This window comes from Streptomyces sp. NBC_00503 (assembly GCF_036346895.1).
Classification (GTDB): Bacteria; Actinomycetota; Actinomycetes; order Streptomycetales; family Streptomycetaceae; genus Streptomyces.
The window spans coordinates 199,606-225,802 of the sequence record NZ_CP107856.1 but is presented as its reverse complement, the minus strand read 5'-3'; the positions used below and the strand labels follow the sequence as shown (position 1 = coordinate 225,802).

Sequence of the window (26,197 nt, the reverse complement as noted above, 5' to 3'; positions counted from 1 at the left end):
CGGGGCCGGTACGTCCCCGCCGGCCGGCGCCGTGCCCCTGAGGAGGCGGCACGGCACCGGACCGGCGTATGCGGGCTGCGGGGTTACTTCTCGACGCAGAACTCGCCCACGGGCCAGCCGACGTGGCGCTTGTCGGTGGCGACGTGGCCGAGGACCTGGTCGCCCTGCTTGAGCTCCGTCACGTTCAGGACGCTCGCGCCGGGGCCGAGGACCCGTACGTGCCAGTCGTCCTGGACGATCAGGTTGACCTCGACGCCCTCGGGAGACGTGGCCTTGATGCTCAGCAGCGGACGCGATTCGAGCTTGATGCGGCCCACGACGATGCGGCGGGTGCGGCCGTCGGCGCCCACGGCGAGGACCGGGCTGCCGGCCTTGAGCTCGCTCAGGTAGTTCGTCCGGTTGTCCTGCCCGAACACGTAGCTGTGCAGGGCGCCCGCGTTGATGCGGAACGGACGGGTGGGCATGTACGGCAGCGGGTGCGTCTCGCTGACGCACAGGATGAACCCGTGCGCGTAGCTGCCGATGAGCATCCCCTCGTCCTTCTCGAAGTGCGAGGTGGTGTCGATGCAGACCCGGTCGCCCAGGCCCAGGTGCTCGATGGAGTCGACCGTCAGCGTGGTCAGGTTCAGGTCGGGCGTCTTGACGCGCAGCGCCTCGACGAGCTCGAAGACGTCGTTGGCGCTGCGCGGGGAGAGCAGTACGCCCTCCGAGCCCTTCTCCAGGACGTCGATGATGACCTTGGCCTCTTCGAGGTCGTCGGCCTGGCAGATCAGCTGGCCCGGGGCGCGGTCCGCCGCGGCGATCACGATCTCCAGCGGGATCTTGGTCGGGTCCTTGAACTGGACCACCGTGTACGGCAGGGCGATCGCCGTCTCGCAGGCCAGCGTCAGGGTCGGGTCGTCGGTCACGTTGACCAGCGCGGCGATGTCCTTCTCGCCGTTCTGGTGACGGGCGCGCAACTCGTTGAGGTGGTCGTTGCCGGCGACCTCGCGCAGCACGATCAGATCGTCGAGGCCCTGGTTCTCGGGGCGTTCGGCGCCGATCAGGATGCGCTTGACCGTGGCGGGCAGCGTGGCCAGCACCTCGGGGTCGCTGCCGACGATGCCGTCGACACGGGCGTGGACGGCAGCGTCGATGACCGCTTCGAGGTGGGCGGCGGGGACGGAGCGAAGGTCGATCCAGGCGAATTTCACAGGGCACCTGCCAGTTCGGGGTGAGGCTCGGGCTGGTCAGCGAGCCCATGGCCGTGGACGATCGCGGCCAGTTTCTGGACCGCTTGCTTGGGGGAGGAGCTGGTGAAGACGCGACGGCCGACTGCCAGACCGGCACAGCCGTTGGCCATCGCCGACACGGCGAAGGCGGTGAGGCTCTCGTCGGACCCGCCACCGCCGCCGGCGACGATGATCGGCAGCGGGGAACTGTCGACCACCTCCGCCATCCGCTCCGGCGGGGCCGCGAGGACCGTCTTGACGATGTCGACGCCGAGGTCGGCCGCGATGGCCACCACGTTGGCGATGAGCTCCGGTCGGAAGGGGTTGTCCACCCGGGGCCCGCGCGGATAGATCATGGCGACCAGGGGCATGCCCCAGCGTTCGCAGGCGGCCGCCACGGTCCCGAGGTCGCTCAGCTGGTCGGCCTCGGTGTCGGAGCCGATGTTGACGTGGACGCTCACGGCGTCCGCGCCCAGACGCACGCACTCCTCCACGTCGCCGACGAGGACCTTGGCGTCGACATCGGGTGCGTGGTTCGTACTGGCACTGAGGTGCACCACGAGTCCGGTGCGGGTCAGCAGGGTCGGCGGGATCATCCGCGCCCTGCCCTTGTGGACGACGACGGCGTCCGCGCCGCCCTCCACGATGTCCGCCACGAGGCCCGCGAATCCCGCTGCCGGCACGATCGGCCCGTCGGCGACAGAGTGATCGAGCGGGATGAACAGATACCGGCCGTCACCTCCCCGGGACAACCGCGCCAGCCGTAATGCCTTCCCGGTCAGCGGCATGCTCGTCATGACACACCCCTTCGTTCGCGACAGCTCTGTCTCATGGCTGCACTGTGGCAAGGGCCGCTGAAGGATCGGGCCAAGCGGCCGCGCGGCCGCTCCCCCGCCGAGCACGGCAACTCCCCTGCCCCGGGCGGTGTTAGTTCCCTGAGAGCAGCGCCGACGAAGGAGGCCCCATGGATGCCGGACAGGACACCGCGAACGCCGGCGCGGGCGCGCAGGCGCTGGGCGTCGACACCGAGGTGGCCGTGGTCGGCGGCGGACCGGTCGGCACCCTGCTCGCCCGCGAACTGGCCCTGCTCGGCATCGACGTGACCGTGCTGGAACGGCTGGCGGAGCCGGACGGGATCTCCAAGGCGAGCACCCTGCACGCCCGCACGGCGCAGACCCTGGACCGCCGCGGCCTGCTGGAGGCCGTACAGCCGGGCCACCGCACGGCCGCGCGCTCGATCCGGGGCCCGGTGGGCTTCCACTTCGGCGCCCTCTTCGACCTGGACCTGTCACAAGTGGTCGAGGAGGGCCCGGTGATCGTCGGCAGCCCGCAGGCCTGGGCACAGGAGGTCTTCGCACGGGACGCCGCCCGGCTCGGCGCGCGCGTCGTCCCGGGCGCGGAACTGGTCGGCCTCGACGAGTACGCCGACCACGTGCGGCTGCGCCTGCGCGCCCCCGGCGGCAGCGAGCGCACCCTCACCGCCCGCTGGGTCGTCGGAGCGGACGGGGCACGCAGCGCCGTACGCAAACTGAGCGGCATCCGGTTCCTGGGCGCCGGGCCGACCGTCGCCGCGCTCATGGGCGAAGTGCGGCTGCTGGACCCGGCCGGGGCCCCCGGCGGCTGGCAGCGCACCCCGCGCGGCTGGACGCTGCTGTGGACCAACCCGTACGGGCTGAGCCGGGTGTGCACCTACGACTTCCGCGGCCCGCACCAGGACCGGCACGCCCCCGTCACCCTCGCCGAGCTGCGCACCGAGGTGGAGCGGATCGCGGGCCGGCCCGTCCCGATGGACAGCCCCGCCTGGATCTCCCGGTTCAGCGACGCCTCGCTCCAGGCGGAGCTCTACCGCAAGGGCCGGGTCCTGCTGGCGGGCGACGCCGCGCACGTGCACTTCCCGGCCGGCGGCCAGGGCGTGAACCTGGGCCTGCAGGACGCGGTCAACCTCGGCTGGAAGCTCGCCGCGGAGCTGCGCGGCTGGGCGCCGCCCGGACTGCTCGACACCTACCAGAGCGAGCGGCACCCCGTCGCGGCCGCCGTCCTGCACAACGTACGGGCCCAGGTCGCGCTCATGGATCCCGATCCGCGCACCGACGCGCTGCGCGAGCTCTTCTCGGAGCTCATGCACTTCGACGAGGTCAACGCCTACCTCAGCGCCATGATCACCGGCACCGCGGTGACGTACCCGGTGGGCGCGCGCCCCGCCGACCCGCTGGCCGGCCGGCTCGTTCCCAGCCTGCCCCTGAAGACCGCGGACGGGCCCACCAGCCTGGCCGAACTCCTGCACCGTGGCCGCCCGTTGCTCCTGGACCTGGCCGGCCACCTCGGCCTGCGCACCCTCGCCGCGCCCTGGGCCGACCGTGTGGACGTGGTGACGGCCACCGCCGCGAGCGACGGGTGGGGCACCGGCGCGCTGCTGGTGCGCCCCGACGGCTACGCGGTCTGGTCGGCCCTGGGCGAGGCCCGGGACGCGGAGGAGCTGCGACTGGCCCTGACCCGCTGGTTCGGGGACCCCGGGCTGCCGCTGCCGCGGGCGGTGTGACGACGGCCGCTACGGGCACGGCCGCTGCGGGGGTGACAGCAGCGGGGGCGACGGCAGCGGGGACGACGGCAGCGGGGGCGACCGCCGCCGGGCCCGTCAGTACCGGTGCAGCGGTACGGTCGCCACGGTCGCGGAGAAGACGGGGCGGCCCTCCTGCGTCGCGGTGACCCGTACCCGGTCGCGGCCCGCGCTGTCGGGGGCGACGGGCTCCGCCGTCACCAGGCAGCGCCGGTCGAACTCGACGTACCGGTGGAACTCGGTCTCAAAGGCCGTGGCCACCACCGGCCGGTCCGCGCACGCCTGCGCCGCCTGGACCGCGGCCTCCAGCAGCACCATGCCCGGCACGTGGTCGTGCGGGTGGTCGAACAGGACGCCGTGGCCCACGTCGACGCGCAGCTGCCAGGTGCGTTCCGCGGCGGTGGGGGAGAGGACCACGTCCCGCTCGTACGGGCGGCCCACCAGGGCGGCCGGCACCGCCGGGGTGAGCGGCAGGGCCCGTCCGAAGGCCTGCGAGGCCTGCGCGTAGGTGCCCCGCAGCCGGTTGTAGAGGGCGGGCGGATGGGCGCTGTAGCGCAGTTCGGCGGCGCCGATGGGCCGCTCGCCGCGCCGCGCTTCGACGGCCGAGGTGAGGTGGACCGAGCCGAGGCGGCGGCGCTTCACCGAGAGGTGGCTGATGAGCAGGGTGACCGTTTCGAGCCCGGGTTCCGGCGTGATGGCGAGCGCCTCGGGGTCGACGCAGGAGGCGAAGTACTCCCAGCCGGTCCGGTGGGTGAGGGGGACCTCGTGGACGCTGTGGGTGAGCAGGGCCAGCGCCTGGCGCAGGCTCTCGGTGAAGAGCAGCGGGCTGTAGCGCCCGTTCGCGGTGTAGAAGGAGTGGTCGCGCGGCCATCGCACGGTGACCCGCTGGAGGGTGTCGGACACCATGCTCCAGTCGGTGACCAGGGTCTCGTCCGGTCTGGACTTGCCGACCAGGGACTCGAAGGCGGGACGGGACGACGGCGCGGAGGCGGCTAACGCAGCGGGCCCGGATAACGCCGCGGGTGCGGATGACACCGCGGGGCCGCCTTCGGCTGCGGCGGCGTGGTGGGTGATGCTGGTCGCGGTTGATGTCATGACGACGTGCCCCCTGGAATGCTTGCGGAACCGGGCGGTGCGGTGTGTGGGTCCACCATCCACCCCTCGCGTATAAAATAGAAAATATTTTTCTTTTAGTGAAGCCAGTCGGATGAAGAGTGGGTGAAGCACGTGGCCGTGCGGGCAGTGAAACAGGAGCGGGCCGAGCGGACGCGCGCCGCGCTGATCGAGGCCGCGGCCGAGGAGTTCGCGGAGCAGGGCTTCGCCGGAACCAGCGTGATGAAGATCGCCGACCGGGCGGGCGTGACCCTGGGCGCGGTGTACTTCCACTTCAGGAACAAGGGCGAACTGGCTCGGCACATCGTGGCCGGCCAGCCCGAGCTCGTGGTCCCGCCGCACCCCTCGCGCGGGCTCCAGCACGCCGTGGACGTGACGCTCACCTGGGCCTGCCAGCTGCCCTCCAGCCCGGTCCTGCGGGCGGGCGCGCGACTGGTGTGGGAACAGGAGCAGTTCACCCCGGCGGCGGACAACTCCCACCGGCAGTGGACCGAGATCATCCTGGAGGACCTGCTCGTCGCGCAGGGCATGCGGGAGCTGCGGGCGGGCACCGACGTCGCCGCGCTGGCCCGGGTGGTGGTCAACGCCTGTACCGGCGCGCAGATGCACTCCTTCGTCGAGAGCGCGCACGAGGACCTGCCGCAGCGGATCGGGGAGATCTGGGAGTGCCTGCTCCAGGCCGTGGCCGTGCCGAGCGCCCTCAAGAGGATCGAGTACGGCGAGGCCCGCGGGCGCGCGGCGTAGGAACACGCGGGGCGTAGGAACACGCGGGGCGTAGGAACACGCGGGGCGTAGGAACACGCGCGGCGTAGGAACACGCGGGGCGGCCCGGTACGGGCGGCCCGGTGACACCGGCCGGGGCCGAGACGGCCCAGGTGGGCGGCGTACCAGTGTCGGGGTGAGGGGAGAGGGCGCGGGATGGAACAGGTCCAGGGAATGCTGCGGGGCAAGCGGATCATGGTCACGGGGGCTTCGAGCGGCATCGGCGCGTCGGCCGCGCGGCTGTTCGCTGCCGAGGGTGCGGCGGTGGTGCTGATGGCCCGCCGCGAGGACCGGCTGGCGGAACTCGCCGCCGGGATACGGGCCGCGGGCGGCCGCGCCGAGGCGGTGGCCGGAGACGTGACGGCCACCGCGGACGTGGAACGCGCGGTCACCCGTGCGGTCGAGGCCTTCGGGGGACTGGACGGGGCCTTCAACAACGCCGGCTGGGGCTCGATCGGGCCCCGCCTGCACGAGACGGACGACGCGGTCTTCGACCAGATCATGGACGTCAACGTCCGCGGCGTCTGGAACTGCCTCAAGCAGCAGCTCCCGGTCCTGATCCGGCAGGAGACGGGCGGCGCCATCGTGAACACCTCCAGCACCGCGGGCCAGTTCGCCACCGGGGCGATCTCCCCGTACGTGGCGGCCAAGCACGCCGTGCTGGGCCTGACCAGGGCCGCGGCGGCCGAGTACGGGCAGCACGGCATCAGGATCAACGCCCTGATGGTGGGAGCCACCCGCACCGACCTGATGGAGGACGCCATCCGCGCCTTCCCGCAACTGGAACAGGCCGCTGCCGCCAGAGCCGTCCAGCAGCGCCTGGCCGAACCGGTGGAGGTGGCCCGCGCGGCCGCCTGGCTCCTCAGCGACCAGGCCTCCTTCATCACCGGCGGAGCGGTCCCGGTGGACGGCGGCACCAGCGCGGTCTGATCCCCCGGGGCGCGGGCCGGGGCCGGGGCCCGCACGCTCCGTCAGCCGGCGCCCCAGGAGCGGAAGTCGCCGAGGACGAGGTCCCAGATCCGGGCGAGCTGCGCGGCGGTCCGCCCCGCGGGATCCTCCTCGTGGTCGGCCCGCCGCCGCAGGTCGGCCTCCGCACCGGCAACGAGGTGGGTGGCCAGCACGGTGAGCGCCGCCGGATCGGCGACGGGACCCGACCGGCCCGGGCCGCCGCGCCCCAGGCACTCGCCGATCAACGGGACCCACGCCGAGGTCCAGTCGGGGGCGCACCCGGGCAGTTCCCTGGTCAGCCGGGCCGCCGCGCGGACGCAGTGGTCCGCCTCCAGCAGTCCGGCGAGTGCCAGGGTCAGGGTCACGACCGATTCCACCGGCGGTTCCTGACGGTCCCGCACCTGGTCCACGACGGCCACGGTGGCGTCGTGGCCCTTGGCCCGGACCACCTCCGCCAGCTCCTCCTTGTTGGAGAAGTGGAAGGTCAGCGCCCCCAAGGAGATCCCGGCGGACCGTGCGATCCGGACCAGGGACGCCCCCGCGTAGCCACTGCGGTCGAACTCGCAGGCGGCGGCGGAGACCAGGGTCCGTCGCGTCCGGGCGGCCCTCTCTTGCATCCCTGCGCTCCTTCCGTGGCAGCACGGGGCGGCCGGTCGTCGAGTGAGATTGCTCATCCGGGGCTGGATGGGCCTTAAAAAAAAGTGCACACTATTATTTAATCGAGTCCGGACCTGCTGTCGACCGGGCTCGATCGCCAAAAAACAAAAAACGTACTATTATTTTCCTCGGACAGAGGGGGAGGCATGACTCTGGGGGGACACCTCGCGTGGCTTGGCCGGCGGGACGCGGCGGACACCGCGGGCCCGTATCCCAGCAAGGTCACCGAGGCACTGAAGATCCGCGTACTGGTCGTCGAGGGCGACGAGGCCATGGCCGAGGCGCGGGTCGGCTACCTGCGCAGGCAGGGGTACTCGGCGACCAGCGTGGAAACCGGGGAGGAGGCGTTACGTGCGCACCGCAACGCGGACCTGGTCGTGCTCGACCTCGACCTCCCCGACATCGCCGGCCTGGAGGTCTGCCGGTCGATACGGGAGGCGGGGGACAAGCCGGTCATCGCCGTCACCAGCCGCGACACCGAGCTGGACCGGGTCCTCGCCCTGCAGGCCGGGGCGGACGACTGCGTACTCGCCTCCTGCGGAGTGCACGAGATGACGGCGCGCATCGAGGCCGTGCTGCGCCGGGCCCACGCCCGGCCGGAGCCGACCCGCAACATCTCCATCGGGCCGCTCCACCTCGACGGCAAGACCCGTGAGGTCCACCTGCGCGGCGGGCCGGTCAGCCTGACGGCCAAGGAGTTCGAGCTGCTGCACATCCTGGCCTCGGCCCCCGAGAACGTCATCTCCCGCAAGGAGCTGATGGACCGGGTCTGGGACACCAGCTGGGCCGACTCCAGCCGCACCATAGACACCCATGTGAGCAGCCTGCGGGCGAAGCTCGGCGCCGGTACGTGGGTCATCACCATCCGCGGCGTCGGCTACCGCATGGGCCACGGATGAGCCCGCCTTCAGGGCCGGGCGGACGGTGCGGGCGCCGCCCCGATGCCCCCGATGTCCCGCCCGAGCCCCTCGATGAGCCGGGCGATGCCCTCCTCGTCGCGCCGGTAGTGGGTCCACTTCCCGACGCGTGCGGAGCGTACGAGCCCCGCGCGTTCGAGTACGGCCATGTACGCCGAGACGGTGGACTGCGCGAGCCCCGTCCTGGCCTGGATGTGGCTGACGCAGACCCCGACCTCGTGGACGGGGAAGTGCTCCTCGGGGGTGCGCAGCCACTGGAGCACCTGGAGCCGTACGGGGTGGGCGAGCGCCTTCAGGGGCTCGATCAGCGCCGTGAGCTCAGCCGCGGAGTCATCTGTCATGGGCATGTCGTTCACGGCCATGCCTCGCGTGTCTTGTGTCGTCATCGAGCCTTCTCGGGTGGGCGCAGGACGGTCCTCTACGCATCGAGGATAGGCGATACGTTACGCCACCGGCGGCCGCGGGCCGTGGCGCAGCGACCGACTTGACATCTCGCATCGAAATACTGCGATACTTCGATGCGTCCATTCACTGGTCAGGCACGGCACGGTCCCGCACCGCATGCCACGCAACAACGAAGGGTTTTCACATGCCTATCGGGCTCATTGCCCTGGCACTCGGAGGCTTCGGTATCGGCCTCACCGAGTTCGGGATCGTAGGTCTGCTGCCCGAGGTGGCGGACGATTTCAACGTCTCCGAAGCGGTCGCCGGCTACCTGGTCTCCGGCTACGCGCTGAGCGTCGCGATCGGCGCCATCGCGCTGACCGCGGCCGTCGCCCGCTTCGACCGCAAGAAGGTCCTCTCGGGCCTCATGCTGCTCTTCATCGTCGGCAACCTGATGTCCGCCGTCGCCCCGACCTACGCGCTGCTCATGACCGGCCGGATCGTCGCGGCCCTGTGCCACGGCGCGTTCTTCGGTGTCGGCGCCGTCGTCGCCTCCGACATGGTCGCCGACAACAAGAAGGCCAGCGCCATCGCGCTCATGTTCGGCGGACTGACCGCCGCCAACGTGCTCGGCGTACCGCTCGGCACCTTCGTGGGCCAGCAGTTCGGCTGGCGCTCCACCTTCTGGGCCATCACCGTCATCGGCGTCGTCGCGCTGATCGGCATCCAGCTCCTGGTGCCGCAGACCCCCTCGTCCGGGCAGAGCCTGCGCGGCGAGCTCGCCGTCTTCCGGCGCGGCCAGGTCTGGATCTCGCTCGCGCTCAGCGTGCTCGCCTTCGGCGCCGTGATCGGTGCGTACACCTACATCGCCTTCACGCTCACCGACGTCACCGGCTTCGCCACCGGCACCGTGCCGTGGCTGCTCGTGGTCTTCGGCGTGGGCACGTTCATCGGCAACTTCGTCGGCGGCAAGGTCGCCGACAAGTCCCTGAACGCTTCGCTGGCCGGCATCATGGCGGTCCTCATCGCCGTGCTCGTCTTCTTCGCCCTCACGGCGGAGAACAAGACCGCCACCATCATCTCGCTGCTGCTGATGGGCACCGTCGGCCTCTCCGCGGCCCCCGGCCTGATGGTCCGGATCATGAAGTACGCCCAGGACGCGCCGACCATGGCCTCCGGCGCCAACGTGGCCGCCTTCAACGTCGGCAACGCGCTCGGCGCCTGGATCGGCGGACTGACCATCGCCGCCGGGTACGGGTTCGTCTCCCCGCTGTGGGTCGGCGCCGGCCTCGCCCTCGCGGCCCTCGTCGTCGCGGTCGGCGGCGGCTCGATGGCCGTCCGTTCCAAGGCCGCCCAGGTGATTTCGGCCGGCTCCGCACCGCAGCCCGGAAAGGTCGGGGCGGGCGTCCAGTAGGAATTGTAAAAGCTTCGATAAATCAGGACCGCGGGGCCTCGGGGCTCCCGCGGTCCTGCTTTTTTGCCGTTCTCCAAAAAGGCAGGGGAAGCCTGGAAGTCGTCACTGCTGCACGACTGACCTGCACAGTTGTCAATCATCTGACATGCCTTGACCTTCCCGGAAAACTCCCTTGCCCGCCCTGTAAAGACCTGAACAAGCCTGAATTGGAATGCATTGAACCGGCCCGGTCGGCTGGACAAGACTTTCTCTCGTCATCCGATGGAAAGCGTCGGGGAATTCCCTTCCTCCGCCGCGCAGCCCAACGCGAGAAGGCGATGCACGTGTCCAGCTCCAGCACCCCCGCCCAGCCCGCCCGGCCGTTCCCGGCCACCCCCTACCGGCCCGCGCTCCTCGAGGACATCCTCAGCACGAAGGACCGCGTACGCGTGGCCGGGTTCTTCCCCGGCCTGGGCAGCCGGGCGTCCTACCAGGACCTCGGCCGCGCACTCCTCGACTCAGGCATCCCGGAGGTCACCGGCATCTACCAGGACGCCGCCCGCGCCCTCGGCTTCCCCACCCGGCCCGACCTGGTGCTCACCGCGTCCGAGAACCTCCCCCAAGGCAAGCTGGAGCGCCAGGGATTCATCGGGGCCGCCCTGCTGGTGCACAGCCTGGCCCTGGACGCCTACCTGCGGGACCGGGCCGAGAAGAACGGGACTCCGCTCAGCTTCATCGCCTACACGGGCGAGAGCTTCGGCATCCTGACGGCCGCGGTGGCCAGCGGTTCCCTGTCCGTCGCCGACGGCGTGAAGATCGCCACGGCCTTCACCCCGCTGATGCTGCTCGCGGCCGGCGGCCGGAGCACCGACGAGCCCTTCGCCCGCAACATGGCCTGCTACCTGCCGCCTTCCGTCCGCCAGACGCCCCTGGTGCCCGAGCCCTCCCACGTGGTCGCGGTCAAGGCCCCCGGGCCCGAGGCCCTCACGGAGGTCCTGGCCGCGCTGCACGCCACATACCCGCTCGTGGACGTGGAACTGCACAAGGCCTACTCGCCGACGCAGGCGAACGTCTACGTGAGCCCCGGCGCCAAGGCGGACTTCGACCGGTTCGTCGCCGGGTTCCCGGGCGTGGCCACCGAGGAGCTGAAGGACCCGACCTTCTTCCTGGCCCACTCCGCGCGGATGCGGCCCGCCCGCCAGGCCCTGGAGAAGTTCCTCGACATCCAGTCGGTCCGCTTCGCCGACCCCCGTGTCCCGGTGGTGTCCAACCACGACCGGTCGCTGCTCACCACGGCGGCCGGCATCCGCCAGGGGATCCTGGCGATGACCGACCGGGTGATGGCCTCCCGGGACACCTGCGAGGTCCTCGACGGCCTCGACGCGGACCTCGTGCTGGAGCTGGGCCTCGGCAACAAGTCGGCCCGGCTGCTGAAGGACAACGCCACCGACGCCCCCGTCATGGCCTACACCGGAACCCCGGCGGACACCGACCGGTTCCTGCACGCCCTCGGCGTGGTGGACGCCCTGATGACCGACCTGGAGGCCCTGTACGCCGCCGGGGGCCGGCCGGACCACGGGCACCACGAGACGCTCCGTGAACTGTTCCGCCTCGCCGAGGGCAGCGAGGCCTGGGACGAGTACTTCTCCCGCACCCTCGGCCGCGTCATCACGGCGGAGATGCTCTGCACGGACCGGGAAGGGGCCGACGCGTTCTACGAGTTGCTCGAGGTCTTCCAGCACACGCGCAACCACCGGGACCACATCGACGTGGGCCGCGGCGAGCTGGTCACCAAGGCCCGGCTGAAGAAGCGGGTCACCTCCGAGAGCCCCGCGCCCGCCGAGGACCCCGCAGCCGAGGACCCCGCCGCCGAGCTCCTCGGCAAGGCCTACCTGGAGCTGCGCGTGGTCGACGCCGCGGGCACCGCACGCACCCGGACGGTCGAGACCGGCCGTCCGGAGGTGCTCGTCTTCCACTTCGACGCGCTCGCCGACCTCGACGACGCGGAGCTGAAGCGCCGCACCGAGCTGCTCGTCAACACCCAGCCGGTGGCGCTCCAGGCGTACAACCAGATGTTCAAGGGCCTGCGGGGCGGCGGCGAGCGACTCCCCCCGGTGGACCACCGCATCGTCTACCCGTACCTGCTCTTCCACACCCTCGCCCGGCACCGGCCCGCGCTGTTCACCCAGAGCGACTACTACCTGGAGGGCAGCGACGCGCTCGGCTGGCTGGTGGCCCTGGCGGTGTCGGGCGCGATCTCCCTGGCCGACGCCGTCGCCCTGTCCGCGGCGCGGCTGCGCGACGATGCCGTCGAGCTGGTGCTGAGCAGCCTCACCAGTGCCGTGATCGCCGTCATATCGCCCGAAGGCGTACCGGTGCAGTCCAGGAAGGACCTGGAGGACGCCACCCGCGCGGTGCTCCGGGGCGCCACCCTGAACACCGAGGTGCGCCGGATCCACCTCAACGGCAACTGCCAGGTCGTCGCGCTGGGTTCGGAGCTCGACGCGGCCTCCCTGGACGTGGGCCCGTACCACGGGCACGTCCTGCGGATCACGGACCCGGCGCAGGCGTGGAAGAAGCGGCTGAGCCCGGAGCTGGACGCGTTCGAGTACGCCTGCGTCCTCGCGATGACCGGGGAGAACGAGCGCGTCCTGGACAACGCCCAGAGCCGCAAGGTCCTCTCCAGCACGGTCTACTCCTACGTCGAGCCCGGCGAGCGGATCGTCGGTTTCGGCAAGGGCGGCAGCGAGTCCATGACGATCTTCATCAGGAAGGAGGACGAGGAGCAGGTCACCGTGCGCAAGATCCTGAGCGAGGCCCTGACCACCGCGCACTGGAACCCGGACGGGGACGGCGTGATGCTGCCGCCGTTCGCGAAGGCCGCGAAGCAGGCCGAGTTCCTGCAGTCCCTGCCGCTGCCGGTGCGCGACCACTTCCCCGAGGCCTTCGCCACCCTGGAACGGGAGGTCCCCGTACCGGCCCACCTGCGCGGACAGGACGGCCGCACCGGGTACCGGGAGGTCATCTACGAGATGAGCTACGTGGCGGGCGACGAGGTCAGCCGGTTCGTCGAGAAGCACACCCCGCCGCCCGCGGTGGTCGCGCGGCTCTACGAGCAGATCATCCGGGTGCTGAACGAGAACGTGCACAGCGTGGGCCGCCACCTGGCGCCCGGCGAGACCCTGAACACCTCGTACTTCAAGAAGATCGAGGACCGCCTCGCCCTGTGCCGCCGCACCGCGCCCCGGACCTTCGGCGAGGACCTCCTCGACTCGGAGCGCATCGTGATCAACGGGGTGTCCTACCTCAACTCGGGGGCCCTGCTGGAGCGGTTCCGGGCGGCTCCCGAGTTCCTGGAGATCCTGGAGCCGGCCTTCCACTCGCTGGTCATGGGCGACACGAACACCGAGAACATCAAGATCACCGACAGCGGCCCGCTGCTGCGCGCGCAGCGGCTCATCGAGGAGGGGGCGGCGCGCGAGGAGCTCGACGCGGCGCTGGCGGCCATCACCGCGGACTCGCTCGGCATCAAGTTCCTCGATCCGCGGGCCATCGGCTACAAGAGCGACGGCAAGGACACCCGCGACGACGCGATGTACGACAACAAGCCGTGGCACAACTCCATCGGCCACTACGACGAGATCCACTTCGAGCAGTTCACGCTGGGCGTCGACGTGGGCCCGGGGAAGACCCCCGCCGTCGACATCGCCTTCCTGGAGGACAACCCGTACCAGCGGGCGTACCGGGTACGGGACGTGGTCCAGGGCGGAGGCACGGTCGACCACGCGGAGCCCCGGGGAATGGAGGACTGGTTCGCCCCCGTGATGACGGCCGCGCTCGGTCTCGACGACCCGGACTCGGCCTACCTCCGGGACGACCCGTACTGGCTGGTGCGGTTCGTGTTCGTGATGGGGCAGCACTTCACCGCGATGCCGCCCTTCCACTTCCAGAAGGAGCTGGACGGGACGCTCATGGACACCTACCAGACGCAGCGCAGGCCCGTGGCGATCTACTGCGAGGGCATCAAGTGGCTGAACTGGGCCCTGGAGATGCTGGAGGGCACCAGGACCGAGTTCCTGGGCCTCGAAGTACCGCCGCGCCGCAGGCCGGGCAACTAGCCGACCCCGTCCCATCCCGCCCTACGGAAGGCACTCCCATGACCTCCCTTCCCTCCCCGTCCCCCTCCCCTTTCCCCGTTCCGGTGGACGGCCTGCGCCACCTGTCGAACGAGACCCGCATGATCGCCACGCCGTGGAGCCGCATGGTGCGCGGGATCGGCCTGGGCCAGTACCCCGTGGCCTACGATCCCGCCGCCGCCGAGCGGATCCGCCGGACCTTCGCCCTGCTCGACGCGAAGGGGGTCACGGCAAGCGGCTACACCCGGTTCTCGCGGCTCATGGCCGAATTCGTCCTGGGCGTCCTCGATCCCGCCCGCCCGCTGCGCGGCTCCGACCTGGAGGAGGCCCTCGGCCCGGTCCTGGAGGCGGTGCGCGCGCAGGAGAACCCGTACTTCCGGCTGATGGCCGGCTGCATCGTGATGGACTCCTTCGCCAAGCTCGGCCTGGACCGGAGTCCGCTGCTGAACGCGGACACCGACTTCCCCGCGGAGATCCTGGCCGTGGCCGACGCGATCGAACCGGACCGGATCAAGGACGAGAACGCCGGGCGCCACGGCCAGTACGAAAAGCTGTCCGCCTACTCCGCGGTCTTCCTCGCCCTGGGCCAGCTCGGGCTCGGCGAGCGGCTGGTCGCCGGGCGGCGCAACTACGTACGGGAGGCGCTGGGCCTGCTGGAGCAGATCCCGGCGCCGTTCTTCCGGGGGCGCGGCGGCGCGGTGCTGCTGTCGGTCATCTCCCTGCTCGGGTACGGGCACTTCATCTCCGGCGAGGGCCGCGATCACATCAAGGAGGTCCTGGACCACCTCGACCGCGCGGACGAGCTGAACAGTCCGCCGGTGTTCCCGCAGCCCATGTCGGAAGCCTTCCCCCAGGTCTATCCGCTGCTGACGATGCTGAACGCCATCGCCATGACCGGCCGCCCCGAGGAGTACCTCACCCACGGCCGCGACCGGCTGGCGCAGGCGAAGGAGCTGATGGGGCGGATCACCTCCGTCGAGCGCACCCACATGGGGCTGTACCACGTCATGGCCCTGCACAACCTGGGCCGCCTCGACGAGCAGGTGCCGGACCTGGACGCCCTCGTCGAGGAGATCGTGGGGGAGTGGGTGCACATCGATCCCGGGGCGAACTACTTCCTGAACGGGATCGCCTACGCCTACGTCATCCAGACCGCGATGCTCACCGGCCGCATGGACCTGATCGGGGACAAGGCGCTCGACCGGCTCGTGGACGGTTTCCCCGATCTGAACCGCACGGACGACGACCGGGTCAACCGCCCCTATCCGTTCGCCTACACGCTCAACGTGCTGGGGGAGATCGGCCGCGCCGACCTCCTCTTCGAGCCCAGGGAGGCCTACGGCGGCGCCTCGCCCATGACCTGGGTCATCGACCAGCTCTCGGAGGGCGGCCGCGAGGAGCCCCGGCTGTACATGCTCGACCACGCCCTGATCAGTTACGCGCTGCGCATGCGCGGCCCGGCGCTCAAGGAGACGCCCCTGTCCGGGCGGTTCCGCTTCCCGGGGGCCGCGGTCACCACCCCGGTCAGCGGAGTTTGACGCCGGGGGAGTCGTGGGTGGGCAGGGGCTGGCCGGGGCAGGTGTTCAGGACCCGCCCCATGGCGGCCTTCTCGGCGGCGGTCACCCACAGGGCGTAGTGCTTCTTGACCGCGATCTGCCGGGCCACGTAAGCGCAGCGGAAGGCCTTGTGGGGCGGCAGCCAGCTCGCTGCGTCGGAGTCGGACTTCTGCTGGTTGGCGGGCCCGTCGGCGGCGAGCAGGTTCAGCGGGTCGTTCGCGAGGGCTTCGCGCCGGCTCTGGGAGATCTGCTGAGCGCCCTTCTGCCAGGCATCGGACAGGGCGACCACATGGTCGATCTGGACGGCGGCGGAGCTGTCGGGCCCGCGCACGAAGTCGATCCGCTTGCCGGTGTACGGGTCCTCGGGGAGGGTTCCGGTGCCCACCACGCACCGGGACCCGTCCTTGCCGACGACCCCGGTGAGGTCGCGCCGCAGTATGTCGTTGCGGGTGTCGCAGCGCCCGCCGGTCCCGGACCCGCCGGTGGACCCCGACCAGGCGGGCCCGAACTTCCCGACGCGGTCGTAACCGGTCTTCGGCGCCCGGCCCTTGACCGCCAGCCCGTCGAGGGCGGCCCGGGCTCCCACGACCGCCGGGCCGCCCTGCGCGGGCGGTGTCTTCCCGGCCGCGCGATCGTCGGGGTACTCGCACCCCGAAACGCCCACCACGACGAGGGCCAGTACGCCTGCGGTCAGGGCGCGCCGCATCCGGGAGGAACGGGAGGCACGGGATGCGCGGGAGGAGCGGGGGTGGGGCACGGGCACAACCTCGGTGGTCAATCGACGATAGGACCAAACCACCATAATTCGATCACCGGGGTCGCCGTCACGGTGACATGCGCTCACCCTCGATCTGCTGGATGAGCCGCTTGAGCTGGGTGACCTCCTCCTGGAGGGCGCGGTCGCCCGCCGGGGTGAGAGAGAGCCAGGTGCGGGCGCGCTTGCCCTCGTAGCCCTTCTCGATGTGGACCAGGCCGGCCTGTTCCAGGACGGCCAGGTGCCGGCTGAGGTTTCCGGCGGTGAGGCCGAGCGCCGTGCGCAGGAAGCCGAACTCGACACGGCGCGCCTGGTGGGCGACGGTCAGGATGCCGAGGCGGACGCGCTGGTGGACCACGTCGTCGAGGCCGTTGACGGGGTGCTGATCGGGCCCGTCGGTCATGACGCGCCGCGCTGACGGGGCCGCTGGGCCAGGGCGAAGCCGAGGGAGCCGAGCAGGAGGAACGCGGCCGGGACGGCCAGTCGGGGCAGGTCGGACCAGGGCGAGCCGGTGGAGACCGGCGCCAGCTCGATGGCCAGGTAGGCCAGGGTGAACAGGAGCAGGGCGCGGCTGCGTTCCACCCAGGACAGCACCAGCAGCGGCAGCCCGATGGTCGCGGGCTCCGCGACGAACCGTTCGAGGATCTGCGTCGGCCTCGCGGCGGGGTCCAGGCGCAGGCCCCAGAAGTCGAGCGGGGCGCCGGGCAGCGGCATCCCGTGCCGGACGACCCAGAACGAGGTGGCCGCCACCAGGGCCACGAGGGCGATCCCCGCGAGGACGTAGGGCCGGACCGGGGTTCCGACGCCGCGGTTGCGGGAGCGGCGGACGTAGAAGAACGCGGTCAGGGCGTAGGCCAGGGTGATCCCGAGGATCCAGTAGAGCGGTGACCCCTGCCTGGTCACGGTGCAGCTCTCGGGGACGGTTCCCGTCGAGCCGGGCATGGGCGGGCAGGTGGTGACGGTCAAGACGGTGGAAGTGAGGCGGTCGACGAGGATCCCGCCGAGGGTGAGCACGCCGAACAGCAGGAGGGGGAACCAGGTGCCCCGCTGGGCGGTGCGGACCTTGCGCGTCAACTCACCCAGATCGGCGAGGACTTGATGAGGAGTGCCCGGCGACGGCACCGATGCGTCTGTCATGCAGTCAGCTTTGCATCACAAACCAGTTGGGGCAAGAGACTGCGCACATCCGCGCTCGGTGGTGGAGGCCCCGGCCCGAGACGTCCCGGTCCTGGTCGACGGAGGGATCCGCACCGGTACGGACGTACTGACGGCTCTGGCGCTGGGCGCCGACGCGGTCCTGAGCGGGCGCCCGGTCCTGTGGGCGCCGGCCGGAATCGGCTTCGACCTGCTGGCCCGCTGACCCGCCGCTGGCCCGTGGCCCCGCATTTCCCGCCCGGCCTCCTGCAGGGGCCGGGCGGGAACGGTTGAGCACGCCCTCTGTAATTCTCGGCACGAGGGCGGGCAGCTTCCGGATGGAAGGCCGACACCAAGGGTGTCCTGCCCCATTGACGGGCGTGGACGCCGGGATTGCAAGGAAAACCGGGAACTTCACCGGGACAGGCGACCTTGTGCCCTCGACCAGCACCGGAACGGTCATCCGTGTTCATTCCCACGACACTCCGTGACCGGCATTGTTCCGCGAATCCATGATCACGTGGCATTTCGGCGGGACGGCAGTCCATGCTGAGCCCTCCCCAACAACCGGTCGGCACCCGGGTGTTGGGGGAATCCCGCCGCAGGTCCCCGGATGGCCGGACGGGCAATCGGCCGACTCCCAATGATGTCGAGGACGACCAATGCCAAAGAAGTACATCGTGTTCATCGTCGCGCTGCTGATGGTGCTGGGGTGGAGCGTGGCGATGACCGCAATGGGCCAGACCGCCGCGATCGCCACCCTCGCACCGGCCCTGGGACTGACCGTCCAGCAGATCGTCCAGGCCGCGCGCTCGCGAACCGCCGCCGCCTCCGGGCACCGCGTGGCATCGGTGCCCGACGGGGAGGACAAAGCCCCGTGACCATGCCCTTCGAATCGCAGGTCCCGGCCCCTCAGCCGGCTCCTGTCCGCCCCGGCCGCAAGCTCGGCCCGATCGCGGACACCGTCGGCAGCTCCCACCGGGCCTGGCTGGAGCAGACCCGCGACAGCTACCTGGCCAGCGGCCTCACCCTCAACGAGCTCGGTTCCCGTGTCCTGATGGCCAAGTCCAAGCTGTCCGAGCTGCTCAGGGGCCTGGGCCTGTACCCGCGGTGGGAGATCGTCCACCGCCTGGCCATCGAGCTGAACATGCCCGCCTCGCCCCTGTACCGGTTGTGGCGGCAGGCGGCCCTGGACGCGCGCAAGACCGGTGAGTGGGTCGAGCGCTCCAGCGCCAAGTCCGTCCTGGCCACTCCGCATCCGCGTCCCCCCGTGGAACACGAACCCTTCCGCCGGACCGTCGAGGGCGACTACCGCCTCTACGCGCAGGCGTTCCTCGACGACGGTGCGCGCGACGCGGCCGTGGAGGACACCTTCGACATCCTGTGGCTCTCCTGGAACAGCGCGCTGGCCAGCCCCGACATACGCCGCTACGCGTGGAACATCCTGCGCGCCACCGTCATGGCCAAGACCCCGCACCTGGACGGCCGGCCCGAGCTGGGATCCGCCGTCTTCGACACCGTCGTGATGCAGAGCCTGAAGAGCCCGGCCGAGCTCACCGAGCAGATGGCCGAAAGCCTGGAGCTGTTCCGGGCCATCAGCCGGCTGCCCGACAACCTCCTGGACGTCATGGTGCTGCGCCACCTGTGCGGCAACACCGAGGAGGAAGCCGCCGCCCTGCTCGGTGTTCCGCCGCCCACGGTCCGATCCGACGAACGCCATGCCGTCCGCGTCATCTTCCCGCCGCCCGAGAGCGAAGGCCCCATCGAATGACAGCCGTCGAAGCGATCCTGGCACGGGCGTTGCTGGTCCGCGACCGTGCCGTGCCCAGGGACGTCGTCCTGCCCCGCACCGTCCCGGCGCCCGAGTGCGAGCCCTCCGAGTCCACGTCCGAGCCCGCGCCCGGATCCACGTCCGGGCCCGCGTCCGAGAACATGTCCGCCCTCCCGCGCGAGGCCCGGCTCCGGCAGGCCTCGCGGACCGCGCAGACCCGGCAGAACGCACGGACCTCGGCCGGCGCCGCGGCCGAGAACCTCCGGGCCCTGTGCGAGACGCTGGTCACCCACACCCCGGCCGTCATCGTCACCGGGTTCGTCACCGAACAGGTCCCCGAGCCCCGCAGCGCGCTCGTACTGGCCTGCGTGCTGCAGCTGACCCAGGCCGAGGACGGTGCCCGCTTCTGGTGGCAGTACGCCGCCGGCGCGGGCCAGGCCACGGCCGCCTACTGCCTCTACCTCCACCACCTGTCCCTCGGGGAGGAAGAGGCCGCCCGGTGGTGGCACCGCCAGACCGATGACGTCCAGCGGGAACCCGAGGACCGGCCGGAAGCCGACACGGCGGCCGCCGAGCGGATCACCAGCGCTTCCACCACCATGATCCTGCGCGTCCTGCACCGGCTCGCCCGGCAGATGCCCCGGCCCAGATCGGCCGCGGTGATGGAGCTGATGGACTTCATGCCCTCGGCGGTCGCCACCGGCTATCTGCGCGATCCCGACATGGACCTGCCCATGCCCGGACAGGACTTCGCGGAACGCATCCAGATGCTGCTGAACCCCGTGGGGGGAGAGGAGCACGGGTTCGCCCCGGCCCCCGTCATGGAGGTGAGAGGGATCCACCGGTGCCTGGGAGGGACGGCCACGCGCTGAGCCGCGGGACCGGGCCGCCGGCCTCTCCGGGGCGTGCGCCCGCCGGTCAGACGGAGTACCGCTGCCACACCTTCACGGTCGTCTTCGGGTTCGACGCGGAATTCGACTTGTGCGCCACCAGGCAGCGGTACTGCTTTCCCTGATAGGAGACCCGGTCATTCGCCGAATACTCCCGGTTGACTTTCCATTCCGAAAACCCTGCTGCCATGTCGCGGCACCTTTCATCGGGCCGGCTCACTGCCGATCCCACCCGAATCCTCGCACGTCGGAGCCCTGGGGCCCGCTCCGAGTCCGTGGTATCCCTTTGTCCTGGAGATCGATCGAGGTAGCTTCATACCTCGGCTGCAACGGGGGAGGGTGCTGTGATCGAGATCGGTGTGCTGCTGGGTGTGATGGTGCTGGCGGCGGCCTGGATGGTGAAGGTCGTCCTGCGCCGGGGGAAACGGCGTACGGAGAACGTGGAGGGCCTGCTGATCGAGTCGGCCCATACGGCGCAGGCGCGCGAGGACCGCAGCACCTACAACGCGGCCTCGATGCACGGCTCCACGCCGCAGCAGCAGCGGTTCCGGCCGTAGCGGACAGCGGTCAGGTCCGGAGGGCCGGTCCGACAGGCGACACGGACCGCCAATCAGTCGGACCACGCGAGGCGTGGCGTACGACACCCTCATGGACAAGACGCAGGCCAGCCCTTTCCGCTCGCTCGCCGTACGCAACTTCCGGCTGTTCGCGGCCGGGCAGGTGGTGTCCGTGGCGGGGACCTGGATGATGGTCGTGTCCCAGGACTGGCTGGTCCTGGACATGACCGGGGACTCCGCCACCGCCCTCGGCACGCTGACCGCGCTGCAGTTCACGCCGGTGCTGCTGCTCACCCTCTACGGCGGCCGGCTCGCGGACCGCTACGACAAGAGACTGCTGCTCACCGTCGCCAACCTGGCCTCCGGGGCCCTGGCCCTGGGCCTGGCCGTACTGGTCCTGGCGGGGGACGTGCGGCTGTGGCACCTGTACCTGTTCGCGGTCGGCCTGGGCACCGTCAACGCCTTCGAAGTGCCCGCCCGGATGGCCTTCGTGGCCGAACTGGTGGGACCGGACCTGCTGCCCAACGCCTCGGCGCTGAGCGCGGCCTACTTCAGCGCCGCGCGCGTGGCGGGCCCGGCCGTGTCCGGCCTGCTCATTTCCGCCGCCGGCACCGGACCGGTCATGCTCCTCAACGCCGCGAGCTACCTCGCCGCCGTGGCGGGCCTGCGGATGATGCGCCCGGGTGACATGGTCCGCGCCGAGCCCGCCGGCCGCGCCTCCGGGGTCCTGGACGGACTGCGGTACGTACGCACCCGGCCCGACCTGGTGGTCCCGCTGGCCCTGCTGGCGGTGATCGGGCTGCTCGGATTCAACTTCCAGCTGACGCTGCCGCTGCTCGCCAAAACCGTCTTCCACACGGACGCGACCGCCTTCGGCCTGCTCACCACCGCCTTCGCGGCCGGCTCGCTGTTCGCCGCGTTCGCCACCACCGCCCGGCGCGGCCGGCCCGCCGCCCGGACCGTCACCGGCTCGGCGCTGGCGTTCGGGGTGCTGGAGACCGCCGTGGGGTTCGCTCCCGGCTACCTCTCGGCGGCCGTCCTGCTCTGCCTGACCGGCTTCGCCACCATGTACTTCGCCCAAGCCGTCAACCACCGGATCCAGCTCGGCTCGGACCCCCGGTTCCGGGGCCGGGTGATGGCGCTCTACGCCCTGATCCTGCAAGGCCTCACTCCGCTGGGCGCCCTGCTCGTCGGCTGGCTGATGGCCCGCCACGGAGCCCGCTCGGGCCTGTGGGCGGGCGGGACGGCGTCGCTGACCGCGGCCCTCGTGGTCCTGCTGGCGCCGCGGCTGCGGCGAGGTTCCCGTTCCACGGCCCCGGACACCGCGGCCCCGGCACCTGTCAGTGGCCGACGGTAGGCCCGCCCGCGCCGTCGAACTCCTGCCGCGCACGCTCCACCCGGGGCAGGTTGTCCGCCGACCAGTCCGCGAGGTGGGCGAAGAGCGGAGCCAGGCTGCGCCCGAGCTCGCTGATCTCGTACTCCACCCGGGGAGGAATCTCGGGGTGGTACGTGCGCACCACCAGACCGTCGCGCTCCAGCTGCCGCAGACGCTGCGTCAGCACCTTCGCGGTGATCGTGCCGACATTGCGGTGCAGCTGCACGAAGCGCTGGACCCCGTACTCGTTCAGCGTCCACAGGATCGGCGTCGTCCACCGGCTGAAGACGATGTCGAGCACCGGGGCGATGGGGCAGGCCTGTTCGGACGTCACACGGGCGGTACTGCTGTTCATGCCGACCCTCCGGGAAGTCACTTTCCTCTAGGTACCTACTGTCTTGAGGATGTTAGCTTCGCCGACATCGCGGCCGAGGGCGCCGTCGGAACCGAGGAGCTTTCCCATGATCGTCGTCACCGGAGCCACCGGGAACATCGGCCGCCCGCTGGTCGCCGCACTCGCGGAAGCGGGCGAGGACGTGGTGGCCGTTTCACGGCGTCCCCAGGCCTCCGGGCTTGCGGACGGCGTCCGCCGCGCCCAGGCGGACCTCGCCGATTTCGCGAGCATGGCGCCGGTTCTCGAGGGCGCCGACGCCTTCTTCATCCTGCTGGCGGGCGAACTCAACGGACCCGGCGAGAGCGCGAACGTGCTGCTGGACGCGGCCGTGGCGGCCGGCGTCGGACGGGTCGTCCTGGTCTCCTCCCAGCTCGCGGGTACCCGCCCCGCCGGCAACGCCTCCCACAGCCGCCTCCGGGAGTTCGAGGCGGCCGTGCGCGGGTCGGGACTGGACCACACGATCCTGCGCCCGGGCGGATTCGCCTCCAACGCCTTCGCCTGGGCCGAGTCGGTCCGCTCGGACCGCACCGTCCTCGCCCCCTTCGGCGATGTCGCTCTCCCCGTCGTCGACCCGGCGGACATCGCGGCCGTCGCCGCCGTCGCGCTCCGCGAGGAGGGCCACTTTGGGCAGACCTACGAACTGACCGGCCCGGCCGCGATCACCCCGCGCGAGCAGGCCGCGGCCCTCGCCGGGGTCCTCGGCGAGGAGGTCGCCTTCATCGAACTGACCCGGGAGGCCGCCGCCGCGCACCTGTCGCAGTTCATGCCGCAGGACGTGGTCCACGGCACCCTGGACGTCCTGGGCCTGCCGCTCCCGGCCGAGCAGCGGGTCGGCCCGGACGTGGAGAAGGTCCTCGGCCGCCCGGCCGCCCCCTTCGCCGCCTGGGCCCGGCGCAACCTCCCCGCCTTCACGTAGGGGGCGGGGCAGGGGGCGGGGCCCTCAGATGGCTTTGTAGACACCAAGTGACTCCAGTCGGAAGGCGAGTTCTGACGCCACCTTGCCGTGTCGGGGAGCGCGGAGCGGGAGGGTGCATGATCGCTCGGTCGGTGAGTTCTTGACTACTGGCAGTCCCGAACCGGGTCACTGGGGATCAGGTCCGCTACCCCGTCAAGGATGCGTTCCAGGCCGAAGTCCAACGGATCCCCGCCTTGCGGGGCGAAGCCGCCTGCCGCGACCACCGCCGTCAGCGCGGGAAAGCGCTCTTTGTCTCGCTCCAGGACCTTGGCCGTCAGGTGGGCCCACTCCTCGTTCGCCGCCTCGTCGTCATCGACGTACTGATGGGCGACATTGCGAACATGGCCGACGAGCAGCAGGAACGTGTCGTGTTGCTGGGCGGCCGACAGCCCCGTCGCGGCCAGCGCGGCCAAGGCTGCGTCCAGCCAGCCGAGTTGATGAGGGCCCATGATCTGACGACGCATGCCGGTCGCTGCCAGGATCCACGGGTGGCGGTGGTACGTCGCCAGGCACTGCCGGGCCCACTCGGTCAGCTGCGGGCGCCAGCCGCCGGGGAGGCCGGCGACCGGGGTCGGGGGGCCGATCGCAAGGTCGACCATCAGGTCGAGGAGCTCCGTCTTACCGGGAACGTACCGGTAGAGCGCCATCGCGGTGACGTCGAATTCCTTGGCCACCCGCGCAAGCGAGACCGCCTTCAGGCCCTCCGCGTCGGCGATCTCGATGGCCGCCTCTGCGATCTGGCCCGCGGTGAGCGAGGGCTTCGGGCCCCGGCTCGGCGGCTCCTGCTCACCCCACAGCAGCGCGAAGCTCTCCTTCACGCCGGCCTGCTTCCCGACCTTCTTCATGGCCACCTTCGCCTCCTCTGCTGCCCCCGTTGACACCTCACTCTAACTGTTTATATCGTATAGCCAACCGCTTACGGCATATACAGTTCTGCCTCAGGGAGTCATCGTGATCGCCACCATCGCCGCCACGTCCGCAGCTGTCCTCCTCGCCGCACCCGCGGTCGGCGCCCTTGGCCACCGCGCCATCAAGCGTTCCCGTAACGCCTCGCTGATGAAGATCGACACTCCGAACGGCATCGACGAGCAGGGCTTCGTCAGCATCGGCGGCATCGACCAGTGGATTTCGGTCCGTGGCGAGGATCTGGCCAACCCGGTGGTTCTGGAACTGCACGGCGGCCCCGGAGCCTCGACCGCGATCTTCGGACCACGCACGAGATCCTGGGAGAAGCACTTCACGATCGTCCGCTGGGACATGCGCGGCGCCCTCAAGACCCTCGGCCGCAGCGGTCCGCAAGGCCAGGGGGAAATGACCTTCGACCGGATCTACGCGGACGCGATCGAGGTCACCGACCACATACGCGTGCGCCTGGGCGCCGAAAAGATCGTCCTGCTCGGACACTCCTACGGAAGCGCCTTCGGCCTGCGGCTCGCCCGAGAGTTCCCCGAACGCTACTGCGCATACATCGGCACCGACCAGAACATCCACGACGCCGGCCGTGACGACTCCACGCGCCAGGCCCTGCTCACCCGGCTGCGTGCGACCGGAAAGCGCAAGGAACTGGCGGCAGTCGAGGCGCTCGACCCCGACGAACGGCAGTGGACCGCCCGCCAGCGCGCCATGCACGCCAAGCTGTTGGCCACCAGCGACCCGCTGACGCTGGACACGATGAAGAAGGTCGTCATGGGGTCCCTGTGGTTCTCGCCGCTGCACTCGCTGCGCGAGCTGGGGCGGTTCGTCAAGGGCATGACCATCTCGGAGCAGATCACTGAGGCCACCACCGGGTTCGACGACTGGGCCGAGGGCACGAAGTTCGAGCTTCCCTTCTTCATCTTCCAGGGAGACAAGGACGTCCTCGCGCCGCCGGAGCTCGCCCGCCGCTTCTTCGACGACGTCCAGGCGCCGGTCAAGGACTTCGCGCTGATCGAGGACTGCAGCCACTTCGCGGCGTTCCGGCGGCCGGAGCGGTTCCTGGAACTCCTGCTGACCCGCGTCCGGCCCGTGGTCGCCGGAGAGCCGACAGGTACAGCGGGCATCTGACCCCGTGCGTGGCCGGCCGATGCCTCGCCGTCCGACTGGACACCCCCAGCGGAGTCAGAGCTGGGCCCACCACTGGAGCCGGTTGTCACTGACGCAGCCACTCAGGACGCCGGCAGCTCCCCGAGGGCCCACCGCGCCCACTCCTGCTTCATCGCGCTGCCGCGCAGTCCGTACTCCAGCACCAGCCGCCCGGAGACCGACAGCGGATCCCCCGTCCAGTCGCGCGAGGCGAGCAGGGCCTCCAGCTCCACGATCTGCCGCGCCTCCGCCTCGGCCATCCCCTCCAGCTGCTCGCGCGCCTGCTCCGCGGGCAGGAACCCGAGGAAGAACACCCGCAGCATCCACTCGCTGCGCAGCGGCTGGGGCTGTGCGGGCGTGGTCAGCCAGCGCTGCAACTCGGCCCGGCCGTCGGGGAGGAGGGCGTACTCCTTGCGCCCCCGGGGGCCCTCGGCGGCGACCTCGACCAGCCCGGCGTCGGTCATCCGCGTGAGTTCCCCGTAGACCTGGCTCTGTGTCGCCTTCCAGACGCTGGCGAGCGTGGTGTCGAAAAGCTTCATCAGGTCGTAGCCGCTGGACGGGCGGTCGGCCAGCAGGCCGAGGAGTGCGTGGCGAAGGCTCATGACACCCACCCTACCTTCCACTCTTGACAGGTCACAATGGGAGCTTCTACATTCGACCTGTCAACATAGG

The 26,197-nt window shown here is 70.9% G+C and carries 27 protein-coding genes; 15 read left to right on the top strand and 12 right to left on the bottom strand.

The features are described 5' to 3' along the window. Positions 1 to 83 precede the first annotated feature (83 nt). On the bottom strand, positions 84 to 1,193 hold the full coding sequence (locus tag OG490_RS38300) for a 3-dehydroquinate synthase II (RefSeq protein WP_330301363.1): 1,110 nt from the start codon (positions 1,191 to 1,193) through the stop codon (positions 84 to 86). After that, positions 1,190 to 1,999, bottom strand: a complete 810-nt coding sequence (locus OG490_RS38295) for a 2-amino-3,7-dideoxy-D-threo-hept-6-ulosonate synthase (RefSeq protein WP_330301508.1) — start codon at positions 1,997 to 1,999, stop codon at positions 1,190 to 1,192. Before OG490_RS38295 ends, OG490_RS38300 begins: the two co-directional genes overlap by 4 nt. A gap of 176 nt (positions 2,000 to 2,175) precedes the next feature. Here OG490_RS38295 and OG490_RS38290 point away from each other — a divergent pair, with 176 nt between their 5' ends. Continuing rightward, positions 2,176 to 3,750, top strand: coding sequence for an FAD-dependent monooxygenase (locus OG490_RS38290; RefSeq protein ID WP_330301362.1), 1,575 nt, complete (start codon positions 2,176 to 2,178; stop codon positions 3,748 to 3,750). Positions 3,751 to 3,846: 96 nt separating this feature from the next. On the opposite strand, the gene OG490_RS38285 is transcribed toward OG490_RS38290, so the two are convergent. Next, the gene (locus OG490_RS38285) at positions 3,847 to 4,863 is read right to left on the bottom strand and encodes a ScbA/BarX family gamma-butyrolactone biosynthesis protein (protein WP_330301361.1); all 1,017 of its coding nucleotides are present in this window, start codon (positions 4,861 to 4,863) and stop codon (positions 3,847 to 3,849) included. Between the two features lie 123 nt (positions 4,864 to 4,986). Between OG490_RS38285 and OG490_RS38280 the strand changes: the two genes are divergently transcribed. Together OG490_RS38280 and OG490_RS38275 are read left to right on the top strand one after the other, a co-directional pair. After that, positions 4,987 to 5,625: a ScbR family autoregulator-binding transcription factor gene (locus OG490_RS38280; RefSeq protein WP_330301360.1), complete on the top strand. Its 639-nt coding sequence runs from the start codon at positions 4,987 to 4,989 to the stop codon at positions 5,623 to 5,625. A gap of 174 nt (positions 5,626 to 5,799) precedes the next feature. Further along, positions 5,800 to 6,573 carry an SDR family NAD(P)-dependent oxidoreductase gene (locus OG490_RS38275; RefSeq protein WP_330301359.1) on the top strand — a complete coding sequence of 258 codons (774 nt, stop codon included), beginning with the start codon at positions 5,800 to 5,802 and terminating at the stop codon, positions 6,571 to 6,573. 41 nt (positions 6,574 to 6,614) lie between these two features. Here OG490_RS38275 and OG490_RS38270 read toward each other — a convergent pair whose 3' ends face one another. Next, the gene (locus OG490_RS38270) at positions 6,615 to 7,208 is read right to left on the bottom strand and encodes a TetR/AcrR family transcriptional regulator (RefSeq protein WP_330301358.1); all 594 of its coding nucleotides are present in this window, start codon (positions 7,206 to 7,208) and stop codon (positions 6,615 to 6,617) included. A gap of 186 nt (positions 7,209 to 7,394) precedes the next feature. On the opposite strand from OG490_RS38270, the gene OG490_RS38265 reads away from it, so the two are divergent. Further along, positions 7,395 to 8,147, top strand: a complete 753-nt coding sequence (locus OG490_RS38265) for a response regulator transcription factor (protein WP_330301357.1) — start codon at positions 7,395 to 7,397, stop codon at positions 8,145 to 8,147. 8 nt (positions 8,148 to 8,155) lie between these two features. Here OG490_RS38265 and OG490_RS38260 read toward each other — a convergent pair whose 3' ends face one another. Further along, positions 8,156 to 8,506, bottom strand: coding sequence for an ArsR/SmtB family transcription factor (locus tag OG490_RS38260; RefSeq protein WP_330301356.1), 351 nt, complete (start codon positions 8,504 to 8,506; stop codon positions 8,156 to 8,158). 248 nt (positions 8,507 to 8,754) lie between these two features. On the opposite strand from OG490_RS38260, the gene OG490_RS38255 reads away from it, so the two are divergent. The 3 genes from OG490_RS38255 to OG490_RS38245 all read left to right on the top strand — a co-directional run bounded on the left by OG490_RS38255 (position 8,755) and on the right by OG490_RS38245 (position 15,616). Beyond that, entirely contained in the window at positions 8,755 to 9,963 is a 1,209-nt protein-coding gene (locus OG490_RS38255) for an MFS transporter (RefSeq protein WP_330301355.1), read from the top strand. Positions 9,964 to 10,286: 323 nt separating this feature from the next. Next, positions 10,287 to 14,060: an ACP S-malonyltransferase gene (locus tag OG490_RS38250; RefSeq protein ID WP_330301354.1), complete on the top strand. Its 3,774-nt coding sequence runs from the start codon at positions 10,287 to 10,289 to the stop codon at positions 14,058 to 14,060. 38 nt (positions 14,061 to 14,098) lie between these two features. After that, the gene (locus tag OG490_RS38245) at positions 14,099 to 15,616 is read left to right on the top strand and encodes a hypothetical protein (protein ID WP_330301353.1); all 1,518 of its coding nucleotides are present in this window, start codon (positions 14,099 to 14,101) and stop codon (positions 15,614 to 15,616) included. On the opposite strand, the gene OG490_RS38240 is transcribed toward OG490_RS38245, so the two are convergent. The 3 genes from OG490_RS38240 to OG490_RS38230 form a co-directional block, all read right to left on the bottom strand. After that, positions 15,603 to 16,391, bottom strand: a complete 789-nt coding sequence (locus tag OG490_RS38240) for an HNH endonuclease family protein (RefSeq protein ID WP_330301352.1) — start codon at positions 16,389 to 16,391, stop codon at positions 15,603 to 15,605. The two genes, OG490_RS38245 and OG490_RS38240, sit on opposite strands and share 14 nt — an antisense overlap. 67 nt (positions 16,392 to 16,458) lie before the next feature. Then, positions 16,459 to 16,791, bottom strand: coding sequence for a winged helix-turn-helix domain-containing protein (locus OG490_RS38235; RefSeq protein WP_330301351.1), 333 nt, complete (start codon positions 16,789 to 16,791; stop codon positions 16,459 to 16,461). After that, positions 16,788 to 17,525, bottom strand: coding sequence for a hypothetical protein (locus OG490_RS38230; protein ID WP_330301350.1), 738 nt, complete (start codon positions 17,523 to 17,525; stop codon positions 16,788 to 16,790). The genes OG490_RS38235 and OG490_RS38230 overlap by 4 nt, the downstream gene beginning before the upstream one ends. 58 nt (positions 17,526 to 17,583) lie before the next feature. Between OG490_RS38230 and OG490_RS38225 the strand changes: the two genes are divergently transcribed. The 4 genes from OG490_RS38225 (at position 17,584) to OG490_RS38210 (ending at position 20,165) form a co-directional block, all read left to right on the top strand. Continuing rightward, positions 17,584 to 17,748, top strand: coding sequence for an alpha-hydroxy-acid oxidizing protein (locus OG490_RS38225; RefSeq protein ID WP_330301349.1), 165 nt, complete (start codon positions 17,584 to 17,586; stop codon positions 17,746 to 17,748). Positions 17,749 to 18,184: 436 nt separating this feature from the next. Further along, the gene (locus OG490_RS38220) at positions 18,185 to 18,403 is read left to right on the top strand and encodes a hypothetical protein (RefSeq protein WP_330301348.1); all 219 of its coding nucleotides are present in this window, start codon (positions 18,185 to 18,187) and stop codon (positions 18,401 to 18,403) included. Positions 18,404 to 18,405: 2 nt separating this feature from the next. Further along, positions 18,406 to 19,293 carry a sigma-70 family RNA polymerase sigma factor gene (locus OG490_RS38215; protein ID WP_330301507.1) on the top strand — a complete coding sequence of 296 codons (888 nt, stop codon included), beginning with the start codon at positions 18,406 to 18,408 and terminating at the stop codon, positions 19,291 to 19,293. Further along, positions 19,290 to 20,165 carry a hypothetical protein gene (locus OG490_RS38210; RefSeq protein ID WP_330301347.1) on the top strand — a complete coding sequence of 292 codons (876 nt, stop codon included), beginning with the start codon at positions 19,290 to 19,292 and terminating at the stop codon, positions 20,163 to 20,165. The genes OG490_RS38215 and OG490_RS38210 overlap by 4 nt, the downstream gene beginning before the upstream one ends. Before the next feature lie 46 nt (positions 20,166 to 20,211). On the opposite strand, the gene OG490_RS38205 is transcribed toward OG490_RS38210, so the two are convergent. Beyond that, the gene (locus OG490_RS38205; RefSeq protein ID WP_330301346.1) at positions 20,212 to 20,373 is read right to left on the bottom strand and encodes a carbohydrate-binding protein; all 162 of its coding nucleotides are present in this window, start codon (positions 20,371 to 20,373) and stop codon (positions 20,212 to 20,214) included. 154 nt (positions 20,374 to 20,527) lie between these two features. Between OG490_RS38205 and OG490_RS38200 the strand changes: the two genes are divergently transcribed. Together OG490_RS38200 and OG490_RS38195 are read left to right on the top strand one after the other, a co-directional pair. Next, a complete protein-coding gene (locus OG490_RS38200) occupies positions 20,528 to 20,740 on the top strand; it encodes a hypothetical protein (protein ID WP_330301345.1) in 213 nt (70 codons plus the stop codon). Positions 20,741 to 20,831: 91 nt separating this feature from the next. Further along, positions 20,832 to 22,097 (top strand): MFS transporter, encoded by a 1,266-nt coding sequence (locus OG490_RS38195; RefSeq protein WP_330301344.1) that lies wholly within the window; start codon positions 20,832 to 20,834, stop codon positions 22,095 to 22,097. Here the strand turns inward: OG490_RS38195 and OG490_RS38190 are convergent. Continuing rightward, on the bottom strand, positions 22,081 to 22,470 hold the full coding sequence (locus tag OG490_RS38190) for a winged helix-turn-helix transcriptional regulator (RefSeq protein ID WP_330301343.1): 390 nt from the start codon (positions 22,468 to 22,470) through the stop codon (positions 22,081 to 22,083). The two genes, OG490_RS38195 and OG490_RS38190, sit on opposite strands and share 17 nt — an antisense overlap. Before the next feature lie 106 nt (positions 22,471 to 22,576). Here OG490_RS38190 and OG490_RS38185 point away from each other — a divergent pair, with 106 nt between their 5' ends. After that, positions 22,577 to 23,425: an SDR family oxidoreductase gene (locus OG490_RS38185; RefSeq protein ID WP_330301342.1), complete on the top strand. Its 849-nt coding sequence runs from the start codon at positions 22,577 to 22,579 to the stop codon at positions 23,423 to 23,425. Between the two features lie 143 nt (positions 23,426 to 23,568). On the opposite strand, the gene OG490_RS38180 is transcribed toward OG490_RS38185, so the two are convergent. Further along, positions 23,569 to 24,309, bottom strand: coding sequence for a TetR/AcrR family transcriptional regulator (locus OG490_RS38180; protein WP_330301506.1), 741 nt, complete (start codon positions 24,307 to 24,309; stop codon positions 23,569 to 23,571). A gap of 106 nt (positions 24,310 to 24,415) precedes the next feature. Here OG490_RS38180 and OG490_RS38175 point away from each other — a divergent pair, with 106 nt between their 5' ends. Then, on the top strand, positions 24,416 to 25,507 hold the full coding sequence (locus OG490_RS38175) for an alpha/beta fold hydrolase (protein WP_330301341.1): 1,092 nt from the start codon (positions 24,416 to 24,418) through the stop codon (positions 25,505 to 25,507). A 101-nt stretch (positions 25,508 to 25,608) separates the two neighbouring features. Here OG490_RS38175 and OG490_RS38170 read toward each other — a convergent pair whose 3' ends face one another. After that, the gene (locus OG490_RS38170; protein WP_330301340.1) at positions 25,609 to 26,127 is read right to left on the bottom strand and encodes a PadR family transcriptional regulator; all 519 of its coding nucleotides are present in this window, start codon (positions 26,125 to 26,127) and stop codon (positions 25,609 to 25,611) included. Between the last annotated feature and the right edge of the window lie 70 nt (positions 26,128 to 26,197).

Coding starts and splice junctions, on each gene's coding strand:
- OG490_RS38230 (WP_330301350.1), bottom strand. CDS start 17,525: ATGACAGACGCATCGGTGCCGTCGCCGGGCACTCCTCATCAAGTCCTC.
- OG490_RS38290 (WP_330301362.1), top strand. CDS start 2,176: ATGGATGCCGGACAGGACACCGCGAACGCCGGCGCGGGCGCGCAGGCG.
- OG490_RS38195 (WP_330301344.1), top strand. CDS start 20,832: ATGGACAAGACGCAGGCCAGCCCTTTCCGCTCGCTCGCCGTACGCAAC.
- OG490_RS38190 (WP_330301343.1), bottom strand. CDS start 22,470: ATGAACAGCAGTACCGCCCGTGTGACGTCCGAACAGGCCTGCCCCATC.
- OG490_RS38180 (WP_330301506.1), bottom strand. CDS start 24,309: ATGAAGAAGGTCGGGAAGCAGGCCGGCGTGAAGGAGAGCTTCGCGCTG.
- OG490_RS38245 (WP_330301353.1), top strand. CDS start 14,099: ATGACCTCCCTTCCCTCCCCGTCCCCCTCCCCTTTCCCCGTTCCGGTG.
- OG490_RS38220 (WP_330301348.1), top strand. CDS start 18,185: ATGCCAAAGAAGTACATCGTGTTCATCGTCGCGCTGCTGATGGTGCTG.
- OG490_RS38215 (WP_330301507.1), top strand. CDS start 18,406: ATGCCCTTCGAATCGCAGGTCCCGGCCCCTCAGCCGGCTCCTGTCCGC.
- OG490_RS38255 (WP_330301355.1), top strand. CDS start 8,755: ATGCCTATCGGGCTCATTGCCCTGGCACTCGGAGGCTTCGGTATCGGC.
- OG490_RS38210 (WP_330301347.1), top strand. CDS start 19,290: ATGACAGCCGTCGAAGCGATCCTGGCACGGGCGTTGCTGGTCCGCGAC.
- OG490_RS38185 (WP_330301342.1), top strand. CDS start 22,577: ATGATCGTCGTCACCGGAGCCACCGGGAACATCGGCCGCCCGCTGGTC.
- OG490_RS38275 (WP_330301359.1), top strand. CDS start 5,800: ATGGAACAGGTCCAGGGAATGCTGCGGGGCAAGCGGATCATGGTCACG.
- OG490_RS38235 (WP_330301351.1), bottom strand. CDS start 16,791: ATGACCGACGGGCCCGATCAGCACCCCGTCAACGGCCTCGACGACGTG.
- OG490_RS38265 (WP_330301357.1), top strand. CDS start 7,395: ATGACTCTGGGGGGACACCTCGCGTGGCTTGGCCGGCGGGACGCGGCG.
- OG490_RS38205 (WP_330301346.1), bottom strand. CDS start 20,373: ATGGCAGCAGGGTTTTCGGAATGGAAAGTCAACCGGGAGTATTCGGCG.
- OG490_RS38170 (WP_330301340.1), bottom strand. CDS start 26,127: ATGAGCCTTCGCCACGCACTCCTCGGCCTGCTGGCCGACCGCCCGTCC.
- OG490_RS38285 (WP_330301361.1), bottom strand. CDS start 4,863: ATGACATCAACCGCGACCAGCATCACCCACCACGCCGCCGCAGCCGAA.
- OG490_RS38270 (WP_330301358.1), bottom strand. CDS start 7,208: ATGCAAGAGAGGGCCGCCCGGACGCGACGGACCCTGGTCTCCGCCGCC.
- OG490_RS38260 (WP_330301356.1), bottom strand. CDS start 8,506: ATGACAGATGACTCCGCGGCTGAGCTCACGGCGCTGATCGAGCCCCTG.
- OG490_RS38295 (WP_330301508.1), bottom strand. CDS start 1,999: ATGCCGCTGACCGGGAAGGCATTACGGCTGGCGCGGTTGTCCCGGGGA.